Annotated in this window: 8 protein-coding genes and 1 rRNA gene; all 9 read right to left on the bottom strand. The window is 38.0% G+C overall.

Annotation, left to right across the window (positions count from 1 at the left end):
* The 9 genes from BACFIN_RS17930 to BACFIN_RS17970 all read right to left on the bottom strand — a co-directional run bounded on the left by BACFIN_RS17930 (position 1) and on the right by BACFIN_RS17970 (position 14,920).
* Positions 1 to 3,477: an SIR2 family NAD-dependent protein deacylase gene (locus tag BACFIN_RS17930; protein ID WP_005848442.1), complete on the bottom strand. Its 3,477-nt coding sequence runs from the start codon at positions 3,475 to 3,477 to the stop codon at positions 1 to 3.
* Positions 3,478 to 3,567: 90 nt separating this feature from the next.
* A complete protein-coding gene (locus BACFIN_RS17935) occupies positions 3,568 to 4,554 on the bottom strand; it encodes a hypothetical protein (protein WP_005848444.1) in 987 nt (328 codons plus the stop codon).
* A gap of 4 nt (positions 4,555 to 4,558) precedes the next feature.
* Positions 4,559 to 4,846 carry a helix-turn-helix domain-containing protein gene (locus BACFIN_RS17940; RefSeq protein ID WP_005848446.1) on the bottom strand — a complete coding sequence of 96 codons (288 nt, stop codon included), beginning with the start codon at positions 4,844 to 4,846 and terminating at the stop codon, positions 4,559 to 4,561.
* Between the two features lie 2 nt (positions 4,847 to 4,848).
* On the bottom strand, positions 4,849 to 5,907 hold the full coding sequence (locus BACFIN_RS17945) for a PDDEXK nuclease domain-containing protein (protein ID WP_032839098.1): 1,059 nt from the start codon (positions 5,905 to 5,907) through the stop codon (positions 4,849 to 4,851).
* A gap of 287 nt (positions 5,908 to 6,194) precedes the next feature.
* Positions 6,195 to 6,303 (bottom strand): 5S ribosomal RNA (gene rrf, locus BACFIN_RS17950).
* 21 nt (positions 6,304 to 6,324) lie between these two features.
* Positions 6,325 to 7,941: an AAA family ATPase gene (locus BACFIN_RS17955; RefSeq protein ID WP_005848450.1), complete on the bottom strand. Its 1,617-nt coding sequence runs from the start codon at positions 7,939 to 7,941 to the stop codon at positions 6,325 to 6,327.
* Positions 7,942 to 7,948: 7 nt separating this feature from the next.
* Positions 7,949 to 8,542 carry a hypothetical protein gene (locus tag BACFIN_RS17960; RefSeq protein WP_007748181.1) on the bottom strand — a complete coding sequence of 198 codons (594 nt, stop codon included), beginning with the start codon at positions 8,540 to 8,542 and terminating at the stop codon, positions 7,949 to 7,951.
* A gap of 46 nt (positions 8,543 to 8,588) precedes the next feature.
* The gene (locus BACFIN_RS17965; RefSeq protein WP_005848454.1) at positions 8,589 to 11,039 is read right to left on the bottom strand and encodes a hypothetical protein; all 2,451 of its coding nucleotides are present in this window, start codon (positions 11,037 to 11,039) and stop codon (positions 8,589 to 8,591) included.
* On the bottom strand, positions 11,036 to 14,920 hold the full coding sequence (locus BACFIN_RS17970; RefSeq protein ID WP_007748179.1) for an AAA domain-containing protein: 3,885 nt from the start codon (positions 14,918 to 14,920) through the stop codon (positions 11,036 to 11,038). Before BACFIN_RS17970 ends, BACFIN_RS17965 begins: the two co-directional genes overlap by 4 nt.
* Positions 14,921 to 14,944: the final 24 nt, after the last annotated feature.

Here is a 14,944-nt window from a genome sequence, read left to right as displayed (position 1 = left end):
TTATGAATTAGCAAGACGGACTCCTATTTCAAATCCGTTTCTGACGTCATTCTTTATGTGCTCTTTTCCCATATAAGTTTGCCAAGCATTCAAACCTGTCCAGTCTGGCCAAATAATCGTCATAATACCTGCTATTTGATTTGCATAATATCGAATATCGTCTTTGATTTCTTCTGATATCGAACAACGTTCTATTCGATATGGCAGGTTATTCATCCACTCCTCTAACTTGACACGCGCTTCTTTACTTACACCCTTATTCAATAAGATATCCCTTACAATATGGAGATATGTATGAGTATCCTCATCAAAGACATAAGACACCTTACTTATTATGTCTTTAATTATGGTTTGGTTAACTTTTGCACCTTGCTTGTTAGCCGTATAGACCAAAGCCTGGCCAGCATCACGGACTAATGAACTAGATTCTGAGAATATGGCTTTATTCACGTAACTTTTGATAGTAGTCTTATTCCATATGCCCCAATAAGCCAGGTGAGTCATAATTGTTAATACTGGATAACCGTGTTTACGGTATCGTTCAATTACGTTTTTAAAAGACTGCCACACATCATTTTCTTTCGACGGAAGACCCTCTATTTGGCTATAATAGTTCAGATAGGAGAAAATTCTCTCTACATGAGAGCGAAAGCCACCAAAGAAACTGTCAGAATCATCCTTTTTGAAGGCATCTTCATTTTCTGTAAGAATTCTTATTACTTTGTTCAAGAATAGCGAGTGTTGTTCCTCTGTAAAACGAGAAAAGCCAATCTGAAGACGGAATAATTTATTCGAGATTCTATCTATGAAGGCAGAAGAGTTCTCATTTGTGAAGTCTGTATCCAAGAACGAATTTAACTCAGAAGCCGCTATGGAACTCATCGTATTTTCCTCTGCTGGAAACTCATAAAAAGATTCTAATTTGTCATCAGATAAAGGCGGTATTGTTCTCCATACATTAATGCACATATCCAAAGCAGAAGAAGTCAAATCATCTTTCTTTGTCCGTTTCAAAATTCTAAGTCTTTTGTAAGCTGCTTGTTGCTCTTTAATTACATCAGATGATAAGCCTGTCATAGCAATATCACCAGCCTCTATAGAATAATCAATTTCATCTTTCAACAAATAAGGCATTTTAAAATCTTCTTCTCTAACGCCTGATTGCATAATTGGCTGTTCCAAAGCTTTTTTCTGACAACGTTTTAGCGATTCTCCTGACAAATTATCGTATAATGTTTGGACTTGTTTTCCATCATACTTTTGTGAATGTTGACGATATACAACACAAAGCGCATTAAATACACGTTCCACTCTTTCTTGTGTAAGCAATACAGAAAGTTTTACTAGTATAGGCAACTGACATGTCAAAACTCGTTTTTGTAGAATTCTTCCTGCGTACTGGTCAAGACCTGTTTCGCAAGATGCAATCGACTTGTCAAAAAACGCACAAGCATCCTCCCTCCTAATATGTAACAATGTTTCTCGGTTTAATACGTTTATAGTTTTTGTCTCACAACATCTAACAATCCATTGTAATGCATACTTAGGATAATAACGCAATAATCGCTCTATCATGAAAGTCTTAGTCTCAACTTCCGAAGAGAATCCCATGGGCATACCAAATGGGAATCCTAACTTTTCATATAGACGGAAATAACGAATCGCCCCATAATAATCTCCTTTAAATCCACTTCCGCCAAAATTCCATTGTTGACCAGTTTCTAAGAGATTGAAACCATGGGTTATTTGGTGACGAGATGGTTGATTTTCTTCTTTAACAATCATGTCGCGACAAGTTCTCACAATTCCAGCAAAGTCTAAATCTGGGTTAGATTTATCCATGGAATACATATAATCCATCCTCCATAGGAAGAGTTCTATGGCAGAGCGAACAGAAGACAACTGCGCGGAGTACCTTGATGTTAGAATATTTCTTTTCACAGATTTCAATAAGTCTCGAAGCATCACTTGGGACTCTCGCAACTGACCTACCTCTATCAGCATCCCTGCTTTCCACAGGTGACCTTGATAATCGAATGAGCGAAGGTTCCAGTCATCAACAATTTGTTGAACGTTGGTATAATTCAATGTCGAGATGGCATGTAGACACTTTATATAATTCAACTGCCGTTTATGCTCGTACGTGAGCTGAGAAATGTGAGTCTCAATGTTTTCTAACAGATGAACATAATCATCATCTGCACCTTTGAAACGATATGTGTTGAGAAGAGAAAGCTTTAATCCTAATAGCTTCTGATATGTAGCATTGTCCAAGCCATTTGCATCTTCTGAAGGCAATTGTTCTAAAGCTTGTATATACCATTCCATATCAGGAGATGCCAATGCAGTTTCAATACGCCAATTTACTTCGAACAAGAAATTCACCTGCTTTATAACATCATTAGCACACTTCGCATATATGTTGGTCCAGAAAGGTATATATTCCTTCGTGTCGGAAAATTCACGCATATGAGATGCTGGCAATACAATCCATCCTGGATACGATTCGCGTATCATCCTCATATCCTTTATAAGAGCATCGACGTCGTAGTTTTCTCCGATGTGTATTGATGTATGGGCATTTTTTAACTCTCCCGACCAATTCGTTTTATATTCCTTGCCTATATACATCAAGAAAAAATCCAACGCTTCCGAGAAACCACTAACTTTTTTTATGTCTGCAAGGTTGATGACATCGATTCCAAGGTCGTGCGATAGATGAATATTAGAATCGTGCATTTGGTTATTATACGTGATCTGATACACAGGAGAGGCCTGTTCTCCCATAACATCACGCAACCAGCCTATCCAACTGAGAAAATTTGGATCATCACCAGAGAATCCAATAAGGCAAAGAACATTTTCTATTAGAGACTGTCGCACTGTATTTACGAATTCCGGAAATCGTTGTGGATAAGTGCGATAGTCTTCTTCGGTTATAATAAATGGACGTATATCGGGAAAACTGCCATGCAACTTAATCAACCTTGGATGAGGCGTGTACAATAATGTTTCCTTATTTGTTACCTTGTAGTAATACCTATCAGCTTCTATGAAAGCCTTTTCTAACAGTGTGTCATAATTTGTAGTAAAAACATCAGACCATGGCAATTTCATTAGTTCGATATGCAAGCGTCCCGGATATACACGCTCATCAGGCAGAGAATTTTGAATCAAAGATTCTATCTCCCCTCTTCCTTTGGATGCCTCCACTTGAGATGCCAACCTAAGAACATTCTTATATCTTACATTCTTATCGTCTGGCTTTTCTCCATATAGAGTCTCATAGAAGTCATCTGCAAGCTCGAACCAATCTTTCATATGAGTGGCATCATCCATTTCGGCATTCTTGCTAAAGCCTGCACCTACTAAACAAGAAGCCTTTCCCTCATGTAAGTTCATACGTATAGCATTCAACTTCATTTTAAGGGAAGGATTCAGCTCTTTATATAATTCATTGTATCTATTTTGTTTCATGTTCGTTCTGTTTTTACTATACCGACTAGTATTAGCTGTACAAGTTTTACTCTAATTGAACATAATGTCAATGTTATTTGCAGATTGCTGTTATTTGTGTTTCTTGCCAAGCACCTTTTCTTCCAGCACTGGCAGATGGTCTATGATGTTCGCGTCAATTTCAATTGTATATGTGCCTGCTGTGTTGCGCAGCGTCTTTTGAATGCTTGAAGGTTCGGTGTTGCTGAACCAGGCATAAAACAGATTGAGTGCAAACAGAGCCGTTGTCTTCGGATCAATTCCATATTGGTTTGCAACGTTCCAGCAGAAGTTCTTTAGGTCGGCTTGCTTCAGTCCCTTCTTCTTGCTGATGGAAAGGACTTCCATTCGGGTAACACCATTGAGTTCAACAAGAAGTTTGACAGCTTCCTCTATCTGATACAGTTCCTCATCCGTGAAACCATGAGGCATGAGCGTATAGCGGGTATATTTGAGGATGGCTTCAAGTTTCCTTGCTTCGCGAGCGACTTTTGCTTCATTCATCTGCTTGCGGTCAATTTGCACTTGATTGATGAATACCTCCAACTCATCATGCGCCTTCTGGATGTCACGCTTCAACTGTAACTTTGCCAATGCCTCAGGAGTAACGGACACTTCTTCTGGACTTTGTGATTCGACATCGCAGTCAGTCTTACGAGCGTTAACCACTGCTGGTGCTGCATTCTTTGTATTGGTGATAGTTGCTGTCTTCTCTTGTGCCTTCTTCTGTATATGGCCAAGGTTTTGAGCGATGTGCTCCTCCATCTCCTCGCGGTCTGCTATGCTGTTCCATTCTTTGCGATGAGACTTGAAGTAAGCATAGAGTCCCGTCTTGACGCCATGACAGACAAGCACAAATATGGCGTAATAGCCTATGAATATCGGTATTGTGAGCAGAAAGCATACGAACTCTTTTTCTGCATCATTGCCTACGATACACTGAGCCGTCTTAAAAGCAGCGATGATGTAAGTGATGATGAGAATACCAAGGAAAACCTTGTCAAAGTTACGAGCCGTCCCATCCTTCCGATGTGGTATAGGAAAAATGTCAATTTCCATACTTTTACTGTTCTTTGATTTGTTCTTGGGCAACTTCAATGGCTTGCGAACTGAGTTCTTGCTCGCCATCCACCGCATCAAGCACTTTGTCAGCCAACCAGAGGGTCAGCATTTCGTTCTCGTCCTGATGGAAGTACTCAGCGAGTTTGATAACCTGCTCACGTTTAGCACGCCTGTCACCGCGTTCAATCTTGCTGAACATCGGAGTGTCTATCTCCAATAGTGCAGCCAACTGGCGTTGCAGTACGCCATTCTCATCTCTTAGTTTTCTAATCTTACTTCCGAATAACATATTTACCTATTTTCTTTTGAATTGTCAAGTAATAAATCCAATTGGGTTTGAAGTTCCTCGCGATTGGGCAGATAAAGCTGATAACGCGCTGCAAAAAGTTGGTTGTCGATGCCCTGGAGCGCGTATTCCATCAATAGCTCATCTTTCTTTGCACCCAATACAATACCAATTGGGGGATTATCGTCTGGTTGGCAAATTTCATTTTTGAAGTAATTCAGATAGAGATTCATTTGACCGATATCTCCATGCTTAATTTCTCCTCGCTTCAAGTCAATCAAAACATGACATTTCAATATGGCATTATAGAATACCAAATCCACTTTGAAATGTCTGCTCCCTATTGGTATGACATACTGACGTCCCATGAATGCGAAGCCTCTGCCCAATTCCAATAAGAACTGTTCCATATTGGTCTTCAGAGCTTTCTCCAAATCGGATTCCTTATACCGCTTTTGCTGCGGTATTCCTGTAAATTCTAAAACGTATGGGTCTCTGATGATATCAGCAGGAGACATGACCTGATGCCCTTCATTTGCAAGCGCAAGCACTCCTTCTTTATCTGTACTGAGTGCAAGTCTTTGGAAAAGAGATGAATTGATTTGTCGTTTTAACTCCCTGACTTTCCATCCTTCTTTGATGCATTCTTTCATGTAGAACTTCATCTCTAAGGGATCATCACATTTCAGTAGTTCAAAATAATGGCTCCATGTTAATTTGTGAGACAATGTTTCACAAATTGGGAAAGCCAAGTATAACTTACGCATGTAGTTGAGATTGGAGCGACTGAATCCGCGCCCTTTCAATCGAGTCAAGTCTTTGGACAGATTAACTAATAGTTTGTCTCCATACTTCGCCTTAGCATTGCCACCTTGTTCAAACTCAACAATATACTGACCAGTCTGCCAATTCGCATCGATCAGTTCAGCATTGACTGCATATACAGCCTTGTTCTTTGCCCCATCCCAAAGGTCTGAGATATGTGAGACAAGTCTCACATATTCGGGATCATTGGCCAGAAGTTGACCAGAAGTCTCTTTTGTTATGTCAATGTTTTCTATCATATTATCATCCTTTAAAAATGAGCCTTTTACCCTCATGCTTAGGAGGTCCTTATTACAGAAACATTATTAGCCCCACTAAGGCAAGTAGCCACACAAGGTCAGCAAAGCGCTTTCCTAGTTGAGTCTAAAACGAATCCCAAAAAGGAGATGACTTTTTCAAATCAGCCCCTTTGTTTTCGGACTGATTCAACTACAAGTCACCATTTACTAGAATAACATTAAAATTATCCATAATGACTTTTTGAATTATGTTATGCATCACATGTTATCACCCCTGTTCGCTTCCGGGTTGGCACCGACCTACTCTCCCGCATTTGCAGTACCATCGGCATTAACGCATTTCACTTCTCTGTTCGGAATGGTAAGAGGTGGAACAACGTTATCATAAGCACCTAATTCTATCTCGATACTCATTCATTACTCTTTTGTAGTATTTAAATCAAATGACCTTTCAAGTTCCAACTCTGGACGAGTGAGAAGGATAGGCATTTCCTTCTTTTCTTCAGCAATCGATTCGCTTGAAGCATTTTTTGCTCTCGTAGCAGCCCAATTTCTAAGTACAGCTATTTGCTCCTTCATAGTTGTTGACAAAGGAACAGTCTTTGCTATGGCATCCATTAGATGCTTACTTAGAAGTTTCGGTTCATCTTGTGCTTCAACGTAGGCCGCAAACATGGCCTCTTTTATGCATTCTTCTATTTCTGCGCCATTAAAACCTTCCGTTTTCTTGCCAAGCATTTCCATTGGATATTGAGAAGGATCTTGTCCCTTCTTTTTTAAATGTATGGAAAAAATATTTTCTCGTTCTTGTTGACTTGGAAGATCTACAAAGAATATCTCATCGAAACGTCCCTTTCGCAACAATTCTGGCGGTAAGAGATTGATGTTATTTGCAGTAGCTACGACAAATACTGGAGATGTTTTCTCTTGCATCCACGTCAATATTGTGGAAAAAATTCTTGATGTCACACCTCCATCAGTTGAACCGCTTGATTGTACACCGCTAAGTCCTTTTTCTATTTCATCAATCCATAGAACACAAGGCGCTACAGCTTCTGCAGTCGCAATTGCCTTTCGTATGTTGTCCTCACTGCTACCAACCAACCCTTGATAAACCTTGCCAATATCCAACCTCAATAATGGCATATTCCAGAATGATGCAATACTTTTTGCAGTAAGACTCTTTCCACAACCAGGAACGCCCAACAGCAATAAGCCTTTTGGTTCTTGTAATCCAAAATCACGTGCTTTCTTTTCATATGCTTTTTGTCTTTTGAACAACCAATCCTTTAGAACTTCCATGCCACCAACATCCTTAAGACTTTCATTCTTAGGAAAATAATCAAGGATGCCAGACTTCTTTATGATTTGTTCTTTTTCTGAAGAAACCGTATATGGTGCATTCTGTCCTAAATCGTCCTTAACAGCAGCAAGACAAAATGCCAAATCTGCTTCCATAGAGGTCATACCTAAAGCTGCATCTACCATTCTATTACGCATTTCCACCGATAGATTAATCTTACATTGTCTTTCAACAACGCCAAGTGTCTTTTCCATATCTAATCTGTTCGGTAATGGAATATTCAACACAGTTACATATTTCTCCAATTCTACAGGCAACTTATATACAGCAGACAAAATAATGGCATGAGTATTCGTATGCCTAGCTCTTTCAGCGATAGAACGAATATAGTATTTAACATTTTCCTCTTCTATATAATTGTTGAAATCTTCCAACACAAATACATCCTTACTTGTATCCTTATCATTTAGAATGTATTTTAACACCTCTTCAGGTTCAACTATTTCTTCATCATCTTTATTAATGACAGGTAGGGACTTGTCGCTATTAAGGTCTCGTAAACCACTTACACAATTCCAGTTGAAAAGACGAACATCCTTTCCTTCCGACTTTAGTATATTTATTATACCTTCTATCTTCTGTTTTGTTCTATCATATTCAAAACTAGTCAGATACAGGACTGGATAATATGCCTTTAGCATATCTTTAATTTTCGAATATATGGCTTCCATTTTGATATTATTTCTGTTCTATAGATTGTGTATTTTTTCTACGAGGCTTCATCTTTGCTAAATATTTAGCGGGAATATTTGTTTTCTTTGTCATGACCCTTTTGTTACCCAGTAATTGTTCAAGGACATCCATAGCTTCATGAGCTCTTTCATTAACATCGTTCGGTAGATAGTCGGAGTCTGTAACAATTGTTCCATCTTTCAAAATAACAAACTTTATCTGTGCAACAGGTTCGTCCTCGTTTTTGTCTTTTGAACGACCTACCATAAAAAAGCTATAAACTTCTTCAGTTGTTGGAGTGAACCGATCATTTGCTTTATAGGTAAAGCCTTTTTTCTTAAATTCTTGAACCAATGAGTTTTTTGCATATGCAGCATTCAAAGCATAGAATTGGTTTTGCAATTCTTCTACTTTTTGTGCAGCATTGGGCATATAATAAGTGTTATATGTTACTTCATTTGTTGTGAGATTAAGTTTAAGGGCAAATTCACCATACAGTTTCGTGCCTTGTTTTGCATCTGTTACAAGTAATTCATTTCCTCTAACAGAATACGACCATCCCAAGGTGTCACACGCAGATTTAAGAATATCTACGTGCATCACCTGAGGATTTCGTACAAATCTTGAAGATTCGAATCGTGACATACTACTCAATTATATATTTTGTGGCAATATCAATTATCTCAACAGAAAATAGGAAGGTGCGACTACCATTCCATCGAGTAACTCGATTATTGTGGCTATTGATGAACATCATTAATTCTTCATTTGCCTCAAATTTCTCGTATTGGAACTGAATTCCCTCAACATCGAAAATAATCCGTTTTTGGTCTTCATTATATATAATACTGAGGCTATCGAAGTCTTCACATTTCTTTATGATTCTTCGAAGTGAATTATGAACATCAGCAAGTCTCATTTTCTTTTCGATACCGAGCTTTATTGCAGAAGCTAAGACATTTGTACCAGCTAGAACCTTAAACAATTTATCAGTGTTTTCAAGACTAAGATTAGTTGGAGAACACATCTTTTTTGCTTTAGTCACAGAATCGATTGTTATTCGGATTCCATGTTGGCTTCCGTCCATTGCTTCAGATACCATTGTTTTAATTTCTGAAATTGATGCACTTTCAGTGTATAGATTTTCCATTGTGGAATTTTGTGGCTTTCTTGGAGCAAATGACTGTCTTGCAGTTTTAGTCGAGACTTTGTCCGGAAATATTTTCTTTTCAGGTACAACATCTAAAAGCTTCAGGCTACTTTCAAGCAACTCAATTATAGAAGGATCATCTATTGAATTAGAAGACAAATCCTTGGATATACTTTCCAATGATGATTTGTACCTCTTTTTATCCTTCATGTTTAGCCCTCCCATATTCGATGCGGCAACTAACTCTTGCCCAATCTTTGTTAGTTTCTTATGCAGTTCCTCTTTAAGACAACCCAAAGCTTTTTCTTCAAGTAAATCCTCAATCGGGCTGAACAACTTATGAACCTCAGGATTGTCAATATTTAAGAAATAATCTAAGCGTTCATTCTTGTAATTAGCTAAAGATGTAACTTCCAGACTCTCGATTTCCTTCTGTATTCTAGATGCGTAAATTTCAGCAAATTCCAATTGAAAATCTGCATACTTATTCTTTGCAACGGTATGATGCGCTAATGTCATCTCTTCTCTTCGTATATGTTTTTGTTCCTCTGATACGGAGAACGACAACACATTGAAACTTCCTGAGAAAAGAACTTTCTGATCACCTTTAACTTCTATGACATTTTTAAGATGAAACTCTGGGAGTTGTACATGAAAAAAATTAGGATATTGTTCATCCAACAATTTTATTCCGGGTTCAACCTCTTCATCCATCATAGGTTTTCCATCGTTATTAGATGCCGGTTCAGAATAAGCAATGAAAACTCTCTTGTTCTCGTCCTTGAGGAAATTTTCAATAAGTGGACCGCGATCGTGCATAAATGCACCCTTTCGAATCCAAGGGCTAATGAGCCATATTTCATCTGGATCATCCTCATTGAAAATCTTTTGAAGTTCAAGCTCAAAAGATAAAGAATCGTATAGTGCTTTTTTATGAAGTCTTTCTTTTTCTGTATTTGCTGATAGAGAGGAATCTGCTTTTGTATCTGACAAAGGTGCATTTTGAGCATTCTCTTCTTCAAGTACTAGTTGCTTTTCTGCCTCTTTTATGTCTTCAGAAATTTCTGATTTGGCAGTCTCTATAGCATCTCCTTCGAGCACTATGGTTTCTTCGTCAATTTCACACTCAAACCTAATACACTTTTCAAGAAGTTCCGACAGCAATTCAGGGTTGGAATTTATCTGCTCTGACATTACAGGATTTAGTGTATTTGAATTTTCGTCGAAAACAAATGCACGAACCTCTTCTGATGAAGCAATACTTTGTACAAAGCACACATATACCTTATAATTTGCCTCATGTCCTTCACTCCATATTGCACTTTCTAAGAGATAACGATTCTGTGGGAAATGCACATCTTGTGCTTGACATTCTGCATATTGCTTAATCTGCTCTAAGGAAAGATTTAGATTGTCACAAGGCGTGTTAATCTCGTTGATTTTTGAGAGATTGTCACCTATACAATTTTTTATATTCAGCCAAGATAAATGGGACTTATCAACGTATATATCAAACGATTTTGTATAGGTATCAGGCCGTTCTCCCTTGTCTGCGTATGTGCGACCAGCATCAGTAAGAGCCATACATGAATCATCACCTTCAATAGCATTGAAGCCTCGAAGTGTATCAATTGCTGTCCGCAATATTGACTGTTCAGCTTTGTCGTTTACTACGTCCAACCCCAAAATCAGTCCTATTTTTTCAAATGACGATGTTTCATCGATAAGAAGTATGCCGACAATACCCTTTTCAAGCGATGTTATCTTTGCAGGTCTTTGAGTTTTACCAGCATATGTAGCTTTGATAAAGTTAATGTCATAAGAAATATATCCAAAGATTCTTTCAGAAATTTTCTTTTCTTTGAATACGGCCCTGGCTATACGAGTTCCAATAGGTTCCTGTACCTTTTGGGGCACTGCATTTTTTTGTTTTTTTATCTTGCTCATCTTACAGCATCTTTAAGTTGCTCAAAACTAACAGTTTCCATATTTGCAATGGAAGCAGCATAATTACTATTACTCTCAAATTGACGTTTATTACCAACGACAATAAGAAGGCGTCTGGCACGAGAGAAAGCGACATTAATACGTTCGATTTCCTTTGCAAAACCAATATTGTTTTTAGGGTTGCTTCGAACTGTTGAAACAATAATAATGTTGCGCTCCATACCTTGGAATCTGTCGACTACATCCATTCTATAGTTCTTTCCTTTGTACATTTTTCGGATTTCCCGACTTTGAGCACTATAGAATGTAATGATGCCTATTTCTTTGTCTTCTGGTTTTTGCTGTGCATTAACGAATTCAGAATATCCATCTGCCTGTTGGAGAGCCTTAAGAACTAAATCTATGGCTTTAAGTTCTCCTTCGTTTTTGTAACCAGGGCTTAAGTATGTTTCTGGGGTACGAACATCAATCCATACTGCATGAGTGCTGGGTTGAATTATAGGATTTAATGTTATACCATGCCATCTACTTCCCTTATTTGCCAAATCAGGAATGTCCATAGTTTCAGTTATTCCACACTTTAATCCACCAGTCGCGGCAAGTTCTTCTTGATAGAATTGTTTAATTGTATTCATGATCTGTTCATGCATACGATATTGTGTGTCAAGTGTGGCAACGATTGTCTTCCTAACTTTTGCTGCAGCTTCAAACAAGCGTTTGAATTGAGATTCTGCCTTTTGTAATTTCTCAGCAATTTCTTTTTTGCCGATCTTTTCCAGAGCGCTATCAATTGTATTTTCATCCATCATTGGAGGCAACTGTTTGTGGTCACCAATGACGATGATTTTTTTACCTAAGACAAGTGGTACTGCCATTTCTAATGGTGTGGCTTTACTTGCTTCATCCATAATTACCACATCAAAAAACATGTCAGAACGTTCGTTTCCCCCAAACATGTCAGAATAAGACTCCATAAAATCACGAGATCCACAAATACTACATGTTGCAGCCACGAGATTTACATTACTTCTGTATAAACGACTAAATTCTGTCCTGGAATGTTTATCCTTGGCTTCAAGTTCGTTCTTCCAAGAGCTGATTGCAGACAAATATTTAGGGTCATTAGATATTTTACTTACAATCCGATCAATCCAAATACGAGTTGCATTGTCTTCGCCATTCTTAGAGTCTTGCGCCCAACTATCCATTACAGGCAAAGAGAATCTTCTTCCTTCTGGTTCCAATTTATCAGGTTTCCCTATACGAACAGGTCGAATACCAGCTTGGCCTTGCAGTCTTTCAAGAGCATTGTCAACTGCAAGATTTGTTTGTGATGTTAATAGGATTCTGCAATCAGGATTCTTTCGGATTTCTTGCCATATTATCTCGGCAATAACAGTTGTTTTACCAGTACCAGGAGGACCTTGTATTAGTGCTAAATCTTTAGCAAGAACAGATTTTGTGACAGCCTCCAATTGCTTTTCGTTCAGATTCCCAATCTTGTGAGTACGAATGTCTTCCATTGCTGTATTAATGTCAACAACCGTTTCTCCTGCATACTTTGGGTCAAATATATAATTTGGAAGGTTCGGATTTATAGGCCTATGATTGTATTTGCTTTCTGGCTTTAAAATACGGCTCATAGCCTTGCTTTGGCGCATTAATTCCATGGTTTCACCCATGGCAGGGAATTGTATATAGTCGCCTGCAACAATTTTCAGTTCTTTTGATGATAATAATTCTAAAACGTCATCATTAGGTTCTATGATGGCATAGTCTCTTGTTCTTCGTACACAATTACCAATATTCAGACTGTTTTTTTGAAGATACTGACGACGGCGGCGACGTATTATACTTTCCTTTGAGTACTGACTATGTGCTAACTCTTCTTCATCGACCTCGCTTAATTTGTCATATTTTGAGCCGTTAATATAATTGACGTTCTCATTTCTAAAGTCAGATTGAAGCTTGCGATCTAATTCCTGCAATAAAGAAAGGTCTTCTGAAAGAGACCATTGTGTAACACCCTTATTGTTGTTGTCATCATAAATAATCTTTATTCCATGAATAGAAGCAAGTGCTCCTTCTATAATAGTCTCAATATTATCTCTTTCTTCAATGTCCACAAAATTGAAAGCAAAATTCAACTCTTTAGCATCTTTGCTGAGCCTGTTTGTAGTGAAATTGCTACGTTTGTCAGCAAGTGCCACATTGACCTTTTCAAATACGCTTCTACGATATTCTTCATTTTCGCAAAGGAATTCTATTCGCGCTGTTGGTTCATATTCAGGAGCTTCTGCACATATAGAGTCATCTAACTGTGAGAAAATATTTTCTTTAAGAGTTGAATAGTCCTCTTGAGATTTTGGATAGAAAACGACACACGATCTTGGCACATCTACTTGCAGTGAAGATTTGCCATAATTTTGGAGCTTCAAATCTGCAAGAACAGACTTCTCAATCTGAGGTGCAAAGGCATAGTGGAATGTACTGCTAATATATTGGTCGGAATAGCTTTTTCTAACCATATTAAAATAACGATCAACTCTTGGCAGTTCGCTTGGATTATTTACAATCCAAGTATAGGTGTTTCCTTTTATGTTAGCACCTTCAATCTCAATCCTTGTATCTATTTGTTTGGGTGAAACAGATACCATGCAACTTGCGAAACGAAGTTTTTTGAATATTGAAAGTTCAGTATTAAGAGGACGCTTAGATGTTATTACAAAATGTTTCCCATGTGGTATAACCTGAGTATCATCAGGAAGATCCTTAATATAGTTGTTTATATCAATAGATTCAGCAGAAGGTAATAAAGGCATGATTAATTTGGTCGTACAAACAACCTCCGCAATACCTTTGTGATGAGTATCTACAATTTTCTGAAGGAATACAATATCCTTATCAGAAGTTAAAAGAAACTCCCCCGACTCATCCTTCTTTAAATCAACTCCGAACTCTGTCAATTCCGAATCAATGGAAGAGGTTATGCCTGCTAACTCTTCTGAATCTGATATGATTGCAATTTTTCCGCTTACCGTATTGGTAGGTTCAGAATCAGCCTGATAGCAATAGTCTCTTCCTATTGTCTTAATACTTTCTATAGTATCTTCGGGAATGGATTGGTAACTATCAAATGATATAAGACATTCTCCATCATCAATGGAAACACTCGCTTCCATCTCGCATTTGCCTTTTAATTCTTCAGTAATAGCATTATTTAAATTCTGAGCATAGCTATCCATATCAAAATCCAATTTTAGCAAACCTCCTTTTTGTTTACTAATGTTTTGAATCTTGATTAAATCTCGTTTGTTCTCTAACAGAGCATTTAGGCCGTCAAGATAAGCCTGCCACATTTCTTTATCCTCCTCTATTTGAATCTCAATGGGGGGTATAGGAAGCGAGAAACAATCCTTCATGAATTGAGTAATCTCTTGAACATGACCAACCCAATAAGGACCAGCTCCGTTTATCAATTTGAATGAATCCTCATATAAATCGACAAAACGGACCTCACATTTTTTAACTATAAATTGGTCTTTTTCTTCAGGCAAGACCATATTCTTGACAGTGAAATGAGGGGCGCGTAAAGTGCATTCATCCCTTGCTAATTGTGCAGTCATGCAAAAAGGAAGTTCGTCGAACTTTATTGCGAGTTCTTCATATACCTTATTTCGTCCCTTTTGACGACGGTGAATAAGGTAGCACACATGGGTACCCGACAATTGCGCAACAGTGTCTTCAAAAGAGATCGTCGCATCTTTGTCATAAAATTTAGCATCGTCACTTGTGTATCTTACAAACAAAGGAAGAGCTTCACAATCTTCAACGTTGCTGTAGATATTGGACTCTGGTTGTCTAATTTCTAATTCTGCCATAGCGAATTAATAATATGATGTTTA

This window comes from Bacteroides finegoldii DSM 17565, from assembly GCF_000156195.1.
Classification (GTDB): domain Bacteria; phylum Bacteroidota; class Bacteroidia; order Bacteroidales; family Bacteroidaceae; genus Bacteroides; species Bacteroides finegoldii.
This window is presented reverse-complemented; position numbering and strand designations above follow the sequence as displayed.

What these genes read in the sequence shown, in the direction of transcription:
- BACFIN_RS17930 (WP_005848442.1), bottom strand. Translation starts at nt 3,477, where the DNA reads ATGAAACAAAATAGATACAATGAATTATATAAAGAGCTGAATCCTTCC.
- BACFIN_RS17970 (WP_007748179.1), bottom strand. Translation starts at nt 14,920, where the DNA reads ATGGCAGAATTAGAAATTAGACAACCAGAGTCCAATATCTACAGCAAC.
- BACFIN_RS17965 (WP_005848454.1), bottom strand. Translation starts at nt 11,039, where the DNA reads ATGAGCAAGATAAAAAAACAAAAAAATGCAGTGCCCCAAAAGGTACAG.
- BACFIN_RS17960 (WP_007748181.1), bottom strand. Translation starts at nt 8,542, where the DNA reads ATGCACGTAGATATTCTTAAATCTGCGTGTGACACCTTGGGATGGTCG.
- BACFIN_RS17945 (WP_032839098.1), bottom strand. Translation starts at nt 5,907, where the DNA reads ATGATAGAAAACATTGACATAACAAAAGAGACTTCTGGTCAACTTCTG.
- BACFIN_RS17940 (WP_005848446.1), bottom strand. Translation starts at nt 4,846, where the DNA reads ATGTTATTCGGAAGTAAGATTAGAAAACTAAGAGATGAGAATGGCGTA.
- BACFIN_RS17955 (WP_005848450.1), bottom strand. Translation starts at nt 7,941, where the DNA reads ATGGAAGCCATATATTCGAAAATTAAAGATATGCTAAAGGCATATTAT.
- BACFIN_RS17935 (WP_005848444.1), bottom strand. Translation starts at nt 4,554, where the DNA reads ATGGAAATTGACATTTTTCCTATACCACATCGGAAGGATGGGACGGCT.